The organism is Flavobacterium psychrolimnae (assembly GCF_003312425.1).
Taxonomy (GTDB): domain Bacteria; phylum Bacteroidota; class Bacteroidia; order Flavobacteriales; family Flavobacteriaceae; genus Flavobacterium; species Flavobacterium psychrolimnae.
Window position 1 is genome coordinate 43,069 of the sequence record NZ_QNUX01000011.1, and the last position, 14,482, is coordinate 57,550.

The 14,482-nt window shown below is 35.1% G+C and carries 14 protein-coding genes; 8 read left to right on the forward strand and 6 right to left on the reverse strand.

Annotated features, from left to right (window positions below):
• Window positions 1-59: 59 nt before the first annotated feature.
• The 4 genes from DR980_RS11945 to DR980_RS11960 form a co-directional block, all read right to left on the reverse strand.
• Window positions 60-1,121: an efflux RND transporter periplasmic adaptor subunit gene (locus DR980_RS11945; protein ID WP_113636453.1), complete on the reverse strand. Its 1,062-nt coding sequence runs from the start codon at window positions 1,119-1,121 to the stop codon at window positions 60-62.
• A 4-nt stretch (window positions 1,122-1,125) separates the two neighbouring features.
• Window positions 1,126-2,466, reverse strand: coding sequence for a TolC family protein (locus tag DR980_RS11950; protein WP_113636455.1), 1,341 nt, complete (start codon window positions 2,464-2,466; stop codon window positions 1,126-1,128).
• 2 nt (window positions 2,467-2,468) lie between these two features.
• Window positions 2,469-3,065: a TetR/AcrR family transcriptional regulator gene (locus DR980_RS11955; protein WP_113636457.1), complete on the reverse strand. Its 597-nt coding sequence runs from the start codon at window positions 3,063-3,065 to the stop codon at window positions 2,469-2,471.
• A 155-nt stretch (window positions 3,066-3,220) separates the two neighbouring features.
• The gene (locus tag DR980_RS11960) at window positions 3,221-3,742 is read right to left on the reverse strand and encodes a YceI family protein (protein WP_113636459.1); all 522 of its coding nucleotides are present in this window, start codon (window positions 3,740-3,742) and stop codon (window positions 3,221-3,223) included.
• Between the two features lie 212 nt (window positions 3,743-3,954).
• Between DR980_RS11960 and DR980_RS11965 the strand changes: the two genes are divergently transcribed.
• Entirely contained in the window at window positions 3,955-4,929 is a 975-nt protein-coding gene (locus DR980_RS11965; RefSeq protein WP_113636461.1) for a polyprenyl synthetase family protein, read from the forward strand.
• A 152-nt stretch (window positions 4,930-5,081) separates the two neighbouring features.
• Window positions 5,082-5,435 carry a hypothetical protein gene (locus tag DR980_RS11970; protein WP_113636463.1) on the forward strand — a complete coding sequence of 118 codons (354 nt, stop codon included), beginning with the start codon at window positions 5,082-5,084 and terminating at the stop codon, window positions 5,433-5,435.
• 42 nt (window positions 5,436-5,477) lie between these two features.
• Here the strand turns inward: DR980_RS11970 and DR980_RS11975 are convergent, their stop codons facing one another.
• On the reverse strand, window positions 5,478-6,020 hold the full coding sequence (locus DR980_RS11975; protein WP_113636465.1) for a hypothetical protein: 543 nt from the start codon (window positions 6,018-6,020) through the stop codon (window positions 5,478-5,480).
• A 120-nt stretch (window positions 6,021-6,140) separates the two neighbouring features.
• On the opposite strand from DR980_RS11975, the gene DR980_RS11980 reads away from it, so the two are divergent.
• The 3 genes from DR980_RS11980 to odhB all read left to right on the forward strand — a co-directional run bounded on the left by DR980_RS11980 (window position 6,141) and on the right by odhB (window position 10,836).
• Window positions 6,141-8,915, forward strand: a complete 2,775-nt coding sequence (locus tag DR980_RS11980) for a 2-oxoglutarate dehydrogenase E1 component (RefSeq protein ID WP_113636467.1) — start codon at window positions 6,141-6,143, stop codon at window positions 8,913-8,915.
• Entirely contained in the window at window positions 8,893-9,525 is a 633-nt protein-coding gene (locus tag DR980_RS11985; protein ID WP_113636469.1) for a hypothetical protein, read from the forward strand. Before DR980_RS11980 ends, DR980_RS11985 begins: the two co-directional genes overlap by 23 nt.
• A 72-nt stretch (window positions 9,526-9,597) precedes the next feature.
• Window positions 9,598-10,836 carry a 2-oxoglutarate dehydrogenase complex dihydrolipoyllysine-residue succinyltransferase gene (gene odhB, locus DR980_RS11990; RefSeq protein ID WP_113636471.1) on the forward strand — a complete coding sequence of 413 codons (1,239 nt, stop codon included), beginning with the start codon at window positions 9,598-9,600 and terminating at the stop codon, window positions 10,834-10,836.
• A gap of 56 nt (window positions 10,837-10,892) precedes the next feature.
• On the opposite strand, the gene DR980_RS11995 is transcribed toward odhB, so the two are convergent.
• The gene (locus DR980_RS11995) at window positions 10,893-11,333 is read right to left on the reverse strand and encodes a retropepsin-like aspartic protease (RefSeq protein ID WP_113636473.1); all 441 of its coding nucleotides are present in this window, start codon (window positions 11,331-11,333) and stop codon (window positions 10,893-10,895) included.
• A gap of 134 nt (window positions 11,334-11,467) precedes the next feature.
• Here DR980_RS11995 and DR980_RS12000 point away from each other — a divergent pair, with 134 nt between their 5' ends.
• The 3 genes from DR980_RS12000 to DR980_RS12010 all read left to right on the forward strand — a co-directional run bounded on the left by DR980_RS12000 (window position 11,468) and on the right by DR980_RS12010 (window position 14,467).
• Window positions 11,468-12,247, forward strand: coding sequence for a TatD family hydrolase (locus tag DR980_RS12000; protein WP_113636475.1), 780 nt, complete (start codon window positions 11,468-11,470; stop codon window positions 12,245-12,247).
• A gap of 65 nt (window positions 12,248-12,312) precedes the next feature.
• The gene (locus DR980_RS12005; protein WP_113636477.1) at window positions 12,313-13,449 is read left to right on the forward strand and encodes a 1-acyl-sn-glycerol-3-phosphate acyltransferase; all 1,137 of its coding nucleotides are present in this window, start codon (window positions 12,313-12,315) and stop codon (window positions 13,447-13,449) included.
• Window positions 13,439-14,467 (forward strand): asparaginase, encoded by a 1,029-nt coding sequence (locus tag DR980_RS12010; RefSeq protein ID WP_113636479.1) that lies wholly within the window; start codon window positions 13,439-13,441, stop codon window positions 14,465-14,467. Before DR980_RS12005 ends, DR980_RS12010 begins: the two co-directional genes overlap by 11 nt.
• Window positions 14,468-14,482 lie beyond the last annotated feature (15 nt).

Consider the following 14,482-nt stretch of genomic DNA (forward strand, 5'->3'; position numbering starts at 1 on the left):
GTGAATAGTAAATAGTAAAAAGCTTTTGGCTAATAACTGTTCACTAATCACTAATTACTTTATTTAATAACTTCCACTTTAGATCCGTCTTGAAGGTTGATTTGACCGGTAACAATTACAGTTTCACCCTCTGAAAGTCCGTTTAAAACTTCTACTTTATCACCAAGAATTCTTCCGGCTGTAACCGTTTTCAGTTTAGCAGTTCCGTTTTCGATTACAAATATTTCATTGCTGCTCACACTTCCTACGAAAGCATTTCTAGGAACAACCATCAACGATTGTTTTCCTTGATTTGCAGAAAATTCAGCAGTTCCGTACATTCCTGCTTTCAAATCATTTGCTGCATTATTAGCAATTTCTATTTCTACAGGAAAGTTCAAACTCGCATCCGATTTTGGGGCGATGAACGAGATTTTTCCTGAGAATGTTGCATCTGGATACACACTTGCTTTTACAGATAGTGTCGTTCCTACTTTTAAACCTGCAACCTGATTTTCATTGACATTGACCTTTAGTTTCAATTTAGAAACATTAACAATGTCAAACAATTGTGTTCCGGCACCAAGAACCGATCCTGGTTCAACGTATTTTTTGTTCACAATTCCGTTGATTGTCGCTTTGATGTTCGTATCGCCAATATTCACTTTTGCTTGTTGCAACCTTGATTTTGAAGTCACTAAACTCAATTTAGCCTGATCCAATTGTTGTTTAGTCACACCTCCAGTTTTGAAAGCATTTTCAAAACGACTGTAATCAGTCAATGCATTTTGATACGAAGCTTGTGCGGTTTGTAAATCAGCTGTAATTTGTTCGCTTCTTACAATTGCCAGCGTTTGACCAATGCGCACTCTGTCGCCTTCATCAACTAAAACACGAACTACTCTTCCTGGCTTCTCAGCAGAAAAACTCAATTCTTGTAGCGGTGCAAAATTTCCATTGGCTACAAAATCAAGAGAAACTTCTTCGGTTTTTACCGTTGCTACTTTTACTGAAATGCTAGCATTTTTCTCTGCTACTACAGCAGTTTTTGCTTCATTTTCTTTTTTATTATTGGTTAAAACGTAGGCAATAACCCCTAAAGTGGCAACAATTAGTACTATGGTAAGTATGCTTTTTTTCATTTTGTTAATTATTTATAAGTGTTTTTAATTCGCCTTTTGATTTGATTAATTGTATTTCTGCCAGTTTGTATTCCAATACGGCCGATGTGTAGTTGTTTTGTGCTTCCGTCAAAGAGTTTTCGGCATCCAATAAGTCAGTTAAAGAAGCTAATCCCTGAACATAATTATTTCTAGTATTGTCTAAAACTTCTTTGGCTAATTGCGCATTCTCTTTTTGATTGTTGATGGTAGTTAAACTGTTATCAATTTGCGTTTTTGCATTGGCGAAAGCCAGATCAAGCGCTAATTTAGTGTCAAGTAAATCTTCTTGAACAGTTCTAATTTCAATATCGGCTTGTCTTACTTTGGCACGAGTTCCAAAACCAGTAAAAATAGGTACTTTCAAATTCAGTCCAATTGATGAGAAATCAGACCAATAAACTCCGTCAGCAGGTTTTCCTCCAATAGGCATTTTTGGGCCTTGACCAATATAATTGTATCCGGCGTTCAATGATAATGTTGGGTAATAAGAAGCTTCAACAGCCTTTTTTTGATAAAATAAAAGTTGTTCTTGTTTCTTCAAAAGCAAGTATTCCGTTCTGTTAGTTGTATTTGGAATTTCAGATAGTGCTTGTGGTCCTACTTCAAATGCAGTTTGTGGAATCTCAATTTGAGTTTCTATCGGCATTCCCATGTAAAATTTCAACGCATTTTCCTGAATTTGAACCGCATTCAGCACTTGTTGACGTTGCGTATTGATGTTTGAAATCTTTACTAAAATTCGATCCAAATCAATTTTCTTAGCTAATCCGTTGTCAAATTGCCCTTTGATAATGTCTTTTACTTTATTGGTATTTTTGTAAGTACTATCAATAACTGTCAGTTTTTGTCTTTGAACATAAACTTGATAATAATTATTGGCTACGCGTTCAATTACTTGTTCTTCGCTCAACTGGTTGTTGATTTGGTAAAACTCTCTAGTAGATTTTGCCGCCTTCAAACCGGTAAAAACCGTTTGGTCGAAAATTGCTTGAGTCAAAGAAACACCTGCTGTTGAAACCCATTTTTGACCAAAAGCGGCCTGAATAGTTGTTCCTGGTTGTCCAAATCCAGCTCCGTCAATTACAGTAGTTTGAATCACAGGATTGTAAGTCAAATTTCCGTTTGCCGATATTTGTGGCAATGCTCTGGAGCGCACTTCCTGAATTTGGTATTCGCTGTTCTCCACTTGCAGTTTTGCTTTTTTGGCATCGGCTTTATTCTCTAAAGCGTAATTTATTGCCTCTTTGAGCGTAAGTGTTCTTACTACCTGGGCATTGACGCCAAGAGTAAATGTTAAGATTATAAAAAGAATTGTTTTTTTCATTGTTATGTAATTGGGTTAAGTAAGTTTTTTTCTAATTCGGCAATTCCCTTTTCTGTCGCCATTGCTCGGGTGTGGTATTCCAGTGCTTCCATTTCTAAGGCCGCAGCTTCTCTTTCGGAACGCGTATTTTCATTAATGGTAAAAATTAAAGCGTAATAAAGTTTAACATAGACTTCAATATTGATGTCTTTTCTGTACAAGCCTTGAGCAATTCCTTTTTCAATGTTTTGTTTAAAGCAGCTTTCACATTCTTGAACTTGATACTCTAAAGCCTTTTCATATACTTCTGGATAATGCTTTTTTAGCTGATAAATAGGAGAGGTGTCTGTAGATTTGAACATATCAGCAAACATTTTTCTAATCTGGAAGTTTTCCTCTATTGCGTTGTAATCTCGAGAGATAATTTCGGTGATGATTTCGTGAACTTCCTTGTGAAGCAATTGTGTGCTTTCGTGTATCAGCAATTCCTTATTGGCAAAATATTTATAAATTGTTTTCTTTGATATGCACATTTCACCGGCAATATCATCCATTGTTATGCTTTTGAAACCAAGTCTCAAAAACATATCTTTTGCTTTATTTATAATTTTTTCTTTCATCTTTTTATGCTGAAATAGTTTCAGTATGTTTTAATTAAGTTCTATTGTGAAGGTGGACTAATCAAATCGAGTGCAAATGTAAGAAGGAAACTTTGAACACTAAAATAGTTTCCTTTTAATTTGTAATTATTTAACATTTAGTTTAAATATGTTAATTAAACCGTAAATTCAAGATTAGCAATCAGTTTGATATCTTGTCCCAAAGCCAAGCCACTGGTTTGATTGAAAGAATTAAATGTCAGTCCAAAATCTTTACGGTTGATTTTACCTGTTATTTCAAATGCTGCTTTCTGATCGCCATTGTAAGCGTTTATTCCGATGAATTCCGCATCTAATTCCACGACTTTTGTAATGTTTTTGATGGTTAAATTCCCTTTCAAGAAATTGATGTTTTTATTTACTTTTTCGAATGAAGTTGACTTAAAACTAATAATAGGATATTCAGTGACATCAAAGAGGTCATTCATTTTTAAATGCGTGTCAATTTGCTCCAGTTTTCCATCCTTGTTGTTTACATCCAATGAAAATTCGATCGAGGCGTCTTCAATTTCATTGTTTTCAATATCGATATGCCCGTTGAATTTGTTGATGGTTCCCGCTAAATAGGCAATTATTGAATGCCTCATTTTAATCAGAACATCAGATTGGTTGGAGTCAATTGTCCATTTAGTTTTCATAATTCATCGGGTGTATTAAAATTTAATTGATCTAACAAGCACTTAAAAAAAAGTAGCTAAGGATTTGAAATGTTAAATTCGAGTGCAAATGTAAGACGGAAACTTTGAATACCAAAATAGTTTCCATTGTATTTTGATTTATTTAACATTTGATAATGAAACGGAGTTTGTAATGCAAATTGAATACTGTAAATTAGCCGAAAATTTATTTTATGCATACCATTTTTCAGTATCAGGAGTTCCTTTCGGATTATTTGCAATCACAATACGAAACCAAAGAACCTAGAAATTTATATGAGCCTATACATTACATTTTAGATCTTGGCGGAAAAAGAATGCGTCCGGTACTTACTTTAATGAGTGCGGAGGTTTTTGATGCAGATTACAAGAAAGCGCTTCCTGCTGCTCTGGCTGTCGAAGTTTTTCATAATTTTTCATTGGTACATGATGATATTATGGATGATGCTCCTTTGCGCAGAGGACATGAAACCGTGCATGAAAAATGGAATTTAAACACTGGAATTTTATCAGGCGACGCTATGTTAATTTTAGCGTACCAATATTTCGAACAATACGAGCCTCTTATATTTAGGGATTTAGCAAAGTTGTTTAGCAAAACGGCACTCGAGGTTTGCGAAGGACAACAATGGGATGTTGATTTTGAAGAGCGCACCGATGTAACAATTGCGGAATATTTGAAAATGATTCAATATAAAACAGCGGTTTTAGTGGCAGCAGCGATGAAAATGGGAGCAATAATTGCGGAAACTTCTGTAGAAAATGCCAATTTAATTTATGATTTCGGATTAAATTTAGGATTAGCTTTCCAGTTGCAGGATGATTTTCTGGACGCATTTGGTAATCCGGAAACCTTTGGAAAACAAGTGGGCGGTGATATAATTGAAAACAAAAAAACCTATTTGTATCTTAAAGCGGTTGCGTTTTCAAATGAAGAAGAAGCGCAGGAATTGAAAAGCTTATTTTCAATTCAACCAGAAGATAATACTGATAAAATAGAACGTGTAAAAGCTTTATTCAATAGTTCTGGTGCTTCAAAAGCAACTCAGGATGCGATACAGGATTTTACGTTCAAAGCTTTTCAAACTTTGGATAAAATGAATATCAGCACAGAGAAAAAAGAAATGTTGAAGACTTTTGGTGAAAACTTAATGGGAAGAAAAGTTTAGATTTTTGATTGCAGATTAACGATTTATGATCGCAGAAGTTTTACTTCGGGTAAATAATGGTTTATTTCAAAAATCAGTATAATTCAAAAAAAAATCAAACATTTAGAGTGTTTCTTAAAATCAAAAATCGTTAATCAACAATCTGAAATCAAATGTTTATAGTTCCAAAAAATACCGATTTACTACTTTCTGAAGCCGAAGGTGAAAACTTATATTTGAAATTAATCGAACAAATGATTAAGGATTTCAATTTGGCTAATGAAGCCATTGATTTTCCTTTGAGTATTTCTCCTAATGAATTGAAGTTACAGCTTCATGAAAAAATCTACCGACTCATTCAATACAAATTTGCGGAATACCTCAATTTATTGTACATAATTGATGTTTCCGAAGAAGAAATAAAAAAACTCGATGGTTCTGATTTAGTAATTCTGGCAGAACAAGTCGCTTTTCTGATTCTAAAAAGAGAATGGCAAAAAGTTTGGTTCAGGAATAAATATCGTTAATCTTTTTTCAGTTTAGATTCCTTAAACCTTAAGAAAGAGGATTTAAAAATACACTCGGATAAATGGCATAAAGGCACTGCCGTAAATGTTGTTTTTGTCTGTCAAAACATTGTATCGTCCGCCAATAGTAGCATTTCCGGAGCGGTAACCGGCTCCAATAAACAATCCCGTATTCCAATAATCCTGTGAATTAGTATTGGATCCATCCAGATTTACATTGACTCTTAATTGTTCCAGTTCAGCCGAAAGTTGGATTTCAGGTATCGGATTAAAAAGACCTATAACGCTACCACCATACAAATGGGAAGCATAAAAATCTCTTTGTTTTAAATATTTATATTGTAAGCCAACACCTAAAGCTACATATTCATTGAAATTATAAATGGAGCTTGGTGCCAAAGAAATGTCCGTGTAGCCAGAACCAAAACCTAAACCGATTCCACCTCCAAATTGTACATTTCGCCAAAACTGATTTTCCATTTCTGGTTGCATATCATTTTGTTGCGCAAATGCGCAGCTTGAAAAAAACAAAGCAATTAGCGCCAAAAAGATTTTGGAATCCTTCAAAAAGCAATTCTTTGTCATAAGTTTTTGGTTTTTTAACAATATTCAATGTAAAAGTATCTTAAAATAAATTATAAATTTATTGTATTATCGTACTTTTGCCAAACTATTTTAACAAAAAAGGTATATTCACTAAATATTATGGATAGGTTTTCATTTTTAAACGCAGCACACACAGAATTTTTCGCACAATTATACGATCAATATTTAGAGAATCCAGATAGCGTAGAGCCAAGTTGGAGAAGTTTTTTTCAGGGTTTCGACTTTGGAATGACGACTTACAATGAGGAAAACCCTGTTGAACAAATAGCAAATTTTGCATCTAATAATACGGATGTAAGTTTGGTCTCTGAAAAGCTTCAAAAAGAATTCAACGTATTAAAACTAATAGATGGATATCGTTCTCGCGGTCATTTGTTCACTAAAACAAATCCGGTTCGTGAAAGACGTACAACATCGCCAACATTAGAAATCACGAATTTCGGACTTTCTTCCGCAGATTTGAATACTGTTTTTGATGCCGCTAAGGTGATTAATATTCAGCCTTGTACGCTTCAGGAAATCATCACACATCTAGATACTATATATTGCCAGCACATTGGGGTGGAGTATATGTATATCCGTAAACCGGAAGTGGTAGAGTGGATTCAGAAAAAATTAGGTTTCAATGACAATCAGCCTAAGTTTTCTTTGGATGAAAAAAAATCAATACTGAATAAATTAAACCAAGCCGTTTCTTTTGAGAACTTTTTGCATACTAAATATGTAGGTCAAAAACGTTTTTCTCTTGAAGGTGGAGAATCAATCATACCGGCTTTGGATGCTTTAATTGAAAAAGCAGCCGAAAAAGGAGTGGAACAATTTGTAATGGGAATGGCACACCGTGGCCGTTTGAATGTTTTGGCAAATATTTTTGGCAAATCAACCCAAGACATTTTTGGGGAGTTTGATGGTAAAGATTACGATCAAGAATATTTTGACGGTGATGTAAAATACCATTTGGGACTTACTGCTGATAAAGTGACTAGCACTGGTAAAAAAATCAATATCAATTTAGCGCCAAATCCCTCTCACCTTGAAACTGTAGGTGCAGTAATCGAAGGAATTACTAGAGCGAAACAAGACAAATATTTCCCTAACGATTTCTCAAAAGTATTGCCAATCGCCGTTCATGGGGATGCCGCAATTGCTGGTCAGGGAATTTTGTACGAAATTGTACAAATGGCGCAATTGGACGGTTACAAAACCGGAGGGACAATCCATATTGTAATCAATAATCAAGTTGGTTTTACGACTAATTATCTTGATGCGCGTTCATCAACTTATTGTACGGACGTTGCTAAAGTAACACTTTCGCCAGTATTGCACGTAAATGCGGATGATGCTGAAGCTGTCGTTCACGCAATGTCATTTGCTTTAGATTTCAGAATGCAATTTGGACGTGACGTTTTCATCGATTTATTAGGATATAGAAAATACGGACACAACGAAGGTGATGAGCCTCGTTTTACGCAGCCGGTATTGTATAAAATTATTGCTAAGCACAAAAATCCAAGAGATATTTACATGGAGAAATTACTTGCTGATGGAGTAATCGACAACACTTTTGTAAAAGGATTGGAGCAAGAATACAAATCAAACCTGGAAATAAACTTAGAAGAATCTCGTAAAAAGGATTTGACCATTATTACCCCATTCATGAAAAATGAGTGGAAAGGTTTTGAACAGGTTTCTGATGTTGAAATGCTTAAAAAAGTAGACACTACTTTTCCAGAAGAAGGACTTACTGAAGTTGCAAACGTGATTTGTAACTTGCCAACAGACAAAAAATTTATAAGCAAAATACAAAAACTGATAAACGACAGAAAAACAATGTTTTTCGAAACGAATAAGCTGGATTGGGCTATGGCCGAACATTTAGCGTATGGTTCACTTTTAAAAGAAGGATACGATGTTCGTATTTCCGGACAAGATGTGGAGCGTGGGACATTCTCTCACCGTCACGCCGTTGTAAAAGTGGAGGATTCAGAAGAAGAAGTTACTTTATTAAGTAATTTAGAAGGAGCAACCGGAAAATTCAATATTTACAATTCACTTTTGTCTGAATATGGAGTGTTAGGATTTGATTACGGATATGCTTTGGCAAACCCAAATACACTAACCATTTGGGAAGCACAATTTGGAGATTTCAGTAATGGAGCTCAAATTATGATTGACCAATACATTTCTTGTGGAGAAGATAAATGGAACAACCAGAACGGAATTGTTTTATTATTGCCTCACGGATATGAAGGGCAAGGAGCAGAACATTCATCAGCCAGAATGGAGCGTTATTTACAACTTTGCGCCAGACATAATATGTATGTTGCGGATTGTACAACGCCAGCTAACTTCTTTCACTTGTTGAGAAGACAAATGAAAACAACCTTCCGTAAACCGCTTATCGTGTTTACACCAAAGAGTTTGTTGCGTGATCCAAGAGTGGTTTCTACAGTTGAAGAATTTGCGACAGGTAGTTTCCAGGAAACATTCGATGATGAAACAGTGAATAAGGATGAGGTGAAAACACTAGTTTTCTGTACCGGAAAATTCTATTATGACATCACTGCCGAAAGAGAAAATCTTGGTAGAAATGATGTTGCGGTTGTTAGAATCGAACAATTATTCCCATTGCCAGTGGAACAATTAAAAGAAATTATTGCTAAATATCCAAACGCTGATGATTATGTTTGGGCACAAGAAGAGCCAAAAAACATGGGAGCGTACAGCTTTATGTTGATGAATTTCGATTTAGTAAAATGGAGATTGGCTTCACTAAAAGCATACGCAGCTCCAGCGGCTGGAAGTTATACAAGAGCAAAACGTCGTCAGGCGGATGCTTTAAGAATGGTTTTTGATAAAAATTTATTTAGATAACCTCAATTTTTTAATTATGAAGAAACTTTTTGCTTTATTAATTTTTAGTTTAATTTTTAGTTTTTCTTATTCTCAAGAATTAAAAAAACCTAGCGAAGGAAAGTCATTGGTTTATTTTACAAGAGCATCAGCGACAGGTTTTTTAATCAATTTTAAATATTTTGATGGGGATAAATATTTAGGCAAATTTAATCATGGAAAATACTTGGTTTACGAATGTGAACCTGGGAAACATTTATTTTGGTCTAAATCTGAAAACACAGATTTCTTAGAAGCAGAATTAGAAGCGGGTAAAGTTTATATAATTGATTCGGAACCTCAAATGGGTGCTTTTAAAGCAGCTGTAAAATTAGACCCTTTTGATAATGATCCGAAAAATTATAAGAATATCAATAAATATGAAAGAAAAAAGGAAGCGATATTAAAAGCTATTTCAGGAGCTAAAGAATATACAATAAGTGAAGATGATTTAGCGGAAGCCAAAAAAAATCAAGAAGATTTAGTGAAGCGTTCGATGGAGAAATACACTAAGCGAAAGGCAGAAGGGGAAGTTTATCCTACCATGACAATAAATAGTAATTATGTTTCGAATTTAGAAACAGGTAAATAATTCAATTACTAATAAATAAAAACATAAGTAATTGTAAGAAGAATTAAAATTCATAATTTAAAATAATAGAACATGATTTTAGAAATGAAAGTCCCGTCACCAGGGGAATCTATAAAGGAAGTTGAAATTGCAACTTGGTTGGTAAAAGACGGAGATTATGTAGAAAAAGACCAAGCAATTGCTGAGGTTGATTCTGATAAAGCAACCTTAGAATTGCCAGCAGAAGCAAGCGGAATCATTACTTTAAAAGCAGAAGAAGGCGATGCAGTTGCGGTAGGAGCAGTAGTTTGCCACATAGATACGGACGGAGCAAAACCAGCAGGTGATGCGCCAGTTGCTGAAGCTGTAAAAACAGTTGAAGCACCAAAAGCAGAAGTTAAGGCAGAAGCGCCAAAAGCGGCACCAGTAGCGGCAGCTCCAGCAGCGACTTATGCTTCAGGAACTCCATCTCCAGCAGCAAGAAAAATATTAGACGAGAAAAATATAGCGCCAGCTTCCGTAACAGGAACTGGAAAAGACGGAAGAATCACTAAAGATGATGCCGTAAATGCAGTGCCTTCAATGGGAACTCCTACAGGTGGTTCTCGTGGAACAGAGCGCACTAAATTATCGATGTTGCGTCGTAAAGTGGCTGAGAGATTAGTTGCTGCTAAAAATGAAACAGCCATGTTGACTACTTTCAACGAAGTAAACATGACGCCAATTAACACCTTGCGTAATGAATACAAAGATGCGTTCAAAGCAAAACATGGTGGAATTGGTTTAGGATACATGTCTTTCTTTACTAAAGCAGTAACTAGAGCATTAAAATTATTCCCAGATGTGAACTCAATGATGGATGGCGATCATAAGATTGCTTTCGATTTTTGCGATATTTCAATTGCAGTTTCGGGACCAAAAGGATTAATGGTTCCTGTAGTTCGCAATGCAGAGAATTTGACTTTCCGTGGAGTTGAAGCTGATATTAAAAGATTAGCAATCAAAGCGCGTGATGGTCAAATCACAGTGGATGATATGACTGGTGGAACGTTCACGATTACTAACGGTGGTGTTTTTGGAAGTATGTTGAGTACGCCAATTATCAATCCTCCACAATCTGGAATTCTAGGAATGCACAACATTATTGAGCGCCCAATTGCCGTAAACGGAAAAGTGGAAATTCACCCAATGATGTATGTAGCCTTATCTTATGATCACAGAATTATTGATGGTCGTGAGTCTGTTGGATTCTTGGTAGCGGTAAAAGAAGCATTAGAAAACCCAATGGAATTATTGATGGACAATAATCCTAAAAAAGCGTTAGAACTATAGTTTTAAGGTTTTGGAAATATTTGAGAGTCCTGTTTAGTTTTCTAAACAGGATTTTTTTATTTCAATAAATACAAATAATGATTGTAATAATCTACAATTGCTTTTCCTTTCATCAATATATCAGCACCTATAATTCCATGAACCGGTTTTGCTTTGTGCTGTGTTAGCGCTTCATTGACGTGAGACAAATCGAAAATAACAATATCAAAAGTGATGTCTTTCCAAGAACCAAGTTGTAATTGATTTTTTAAAGCCAGCTGGGTAAACATTCCAGTGGCTCCTGCACCAGCGGCTTTCGTTTTGGATTTTTTTGCTTCTAATAAAAATAAATCAACACTTTCAAATCCCACACAACTGTTTGAAGCTCCTGTATCCAGAATGAAATTTCCTGTAACGCCATTGATTTTTGCTTTTATCAAAAGATGTTGTGTTTTAGTAATTTTAAATTTTACTTTTCTGTAATTTTCCTTTTTAAGGATTTCGTGTAGGTTCTTCATTGATGCGGAATTTATTTTCCTAAATTTTCAATTTACAAAGATACATGGAGTTATCGAAGGAATCCGCGAATCTTTTTAAAACCATTTTTTCAACAACTATTATTCTTGTAATTTTGTACACTTAAACTTTACACTTGGAAACAAATAGTACAATTACCGATACGCACACCCATTTATACTCAGAGGAATTTGATCAAGATAGAAACGAAATGATACAACGCGCCATTGATGCCGGTGTTTCGCGTTTTTTTATTCCCGCAATCGATTCTACCTGCACAGAATCGATGTATGAATTGGAGAAAAATCATCCTGAAAATGTTTTTTTGATGATGGGTTTGCACCCAACGTATGTAAAAGACAATTTTCTGGAGGAATTACAGCATGTAGAAAATGAATTGGCCAAAAGAAAATTTTATGCGGTTGGTGAAATAGGAATCGATTTGTATTGGGACAAAACCCATTTGCCTCAGCAACAAATCGCTTTCAAAAAGCAAATTCAATTAGCCAAGCAGTACAAATTGCCTATTGTGATTCATTGCCGAGAAGCCTTTGAAGAAATTTTTGAAATTTTGGAGGAAGAAAAATCACCGGAATTGTTTGGCATCTTTCATTGTTTTACAGGTACTTATGAGCAGGCTTTACAAGCGATTTCGTATAACATGAAGTTGGGAATAGGTGGTGTTGTGACTTTTAAAAATGGAAAAATCGACCAGTTCCTGAACCAAATTGATTTAAAACATATAGTTCTGGAAACTGATTCCCCGTATTTAGCTCCGGTTCCTTTTCGAGGGAAAAGAAACGAAAGTAGTTATATTGTTAACGTAGTAGATAAGTTAGCGCAAATTTATAGCCTTTCGGCAAATGAAATTGCGGCGGTCACCACAGAGAATTCTAAAGCTATTTTTGGGATTTAAAGTAGAATTTACCTTATTTTGATATTTTTTTTGTTCATTTGCCCACACAAAAATTGAGAACCAAAATGCAGAAATTTGACGCTATTCGGCCATTTTATGATTCCGAAATAAACGAAGCACTTCATAATGTAGTTAATCATCCAATGATGAAAGCATTGATGAATTTTACTTTCCCGGATGTTGCGGATGAAGTTTGGAAAGAACAACTTCGCAAAACGCATTCTATTCGTGATTTTCAGTGTAATTTCATTTACAAATCGGTACAAAAAGTGCTCGAGAAAAGCTCTGAAGGATTGACTACTTCCGGTTTTGAAAACTTAGAACCTAATACTTCTTACTTATTTATATCCAATCATCGCGATATTCTTTTAGACACAACGTTGTTGAATACGGCTTTGTTTGAGCACGGTTTAGTGATGACTGCTTCAGCGATTGGCGATAATTTAGTCAAAAAAGCTTTTTTGAATACGTTAGCAAAACTGAACCGGAACTTTCTGGTGCAACGTGGCTTAACGCCAAGGGAAATGCTGCAAAGTTCAAAGCTATTGGCAGAATATATTGGGAATTTGTTGCTTCATGAAAACCGTTCCGTTTGGATTGCACAACGCGAAGGAAGGACTAAAGACGGTAATGACGAGACAAATCCTGGTGTTTTGAAAATGCTTGGAATGGGTTCTGATGAAAAGAATTTGATGGATTATTTTAAGAAAATAAAAATTGTACCGGTTTCTATTTCATACGAATACGATCCTACTGATGCTTTGAAAATGCCGCAATTAATGGCTGAAGCCAATAATGAAGTGTACGTTAAAGAGAAAAATGAAGATTTCATGACGATTCTTAGCGGTGCTTTGGGACAAAAGAAAAGAATTCATATTCATGTAGGCAAAGTTTTAGATCAAGAAATTGAAGCCATAAAAACTGAAAATGACAGTTCAAATAAGCAAATAGTAGCTTTGGCACAAGTAATTGATGATGCCATATTGAGCAATTATAAATTGTGGCCAACAAATTTCATCGCCTTTGATATTGTAAATAAGACCAATCGCTTTGCTCATTTATACACCGAAAATGAAAAGTCGTTATTCGAGCGTAGACTTGAAATGCGAATTGATCACGATAATCCAGTGGCCTTAGACGGTTTTCTGGCGATGTATGCCAACCCGGTTGTGAATAAATTAAAATACCACGATGTTGTATAAAGCCAAAATACTTTTAATCTATACCGGAGGAACCATCGGTATGAGAAAAGATTTTGAGACGGGAGCGCTCAAAGCTTTCAATTTTAGTAAATTGTTGCAGCGCATTCCGGAATTAAAACAATTGGATTGTGAAATAGAAACTATTTCTTTCGAAAATCCAATTGATTCTTCGAACATGAATCCTGAAAAATGGGCTAAAATTGCGACTATTATTGAGGATAACTACACTTCATTTGACGGATTCGTGGTGCTTCATGGGTCAGACACGATGTCCTATTCGGCATCGGCTTTGAGTTTTATGCTTGAAAATTTATCTAAACCTGTAATTTTTACCGGATCTCAATTACCCATTGGAGATTTACGTACGGACGCCAAAGAGAATCTGATTACGGCAATTCAAATTGCATCTTTACGAAACAATGATGAGCCAGTTATTAGCGAAGTGTGTCTTTATTTTGAATACAAATTGTACCGAGGCAATAGAACCACAAAGATAAATGCGGAACATTTTAAAGCATTTACCTCTCCAAATTATCCTGAATTGGTAGAATCTGGTGTGCATTTGAAATTGAATCCAGAATTATTTCTGGCTAAAAGTGAAAATGAAGAATTCAAGGTTCATAAAAATTTAGATAACAATGTTGCTATTATAAAAATGTTTCCAGGGATTAGCGAAGCAGTTTTGGCAGCGATTTTTGATATTCCAAATCTTAAAGGAATTGTTTTAGAAACGTACGGAGCGGGAAATGCACCAACGGAAGATTGGTTTTTAAACTTATTAAAAAAAGCAATCAGTAGAGGTTTACATATTATCAACGTAACACAATGCTCCGGTGGAAGCGTGAGTATGGGACAGTATGAAACGAGTACAGGGATGAAAAAAATAGGGGTGATTTCTGGAAAAGACATCACAACTGAAGCTGCAATCACTAAATTAATGTATTTGTTAGGCCAAAAAATAGATCAAAAAGATTTCAAAACTATTTTTGAAACTTCTTTGCGCGGTGAAATAGCATAATAGTTCGATTTTACT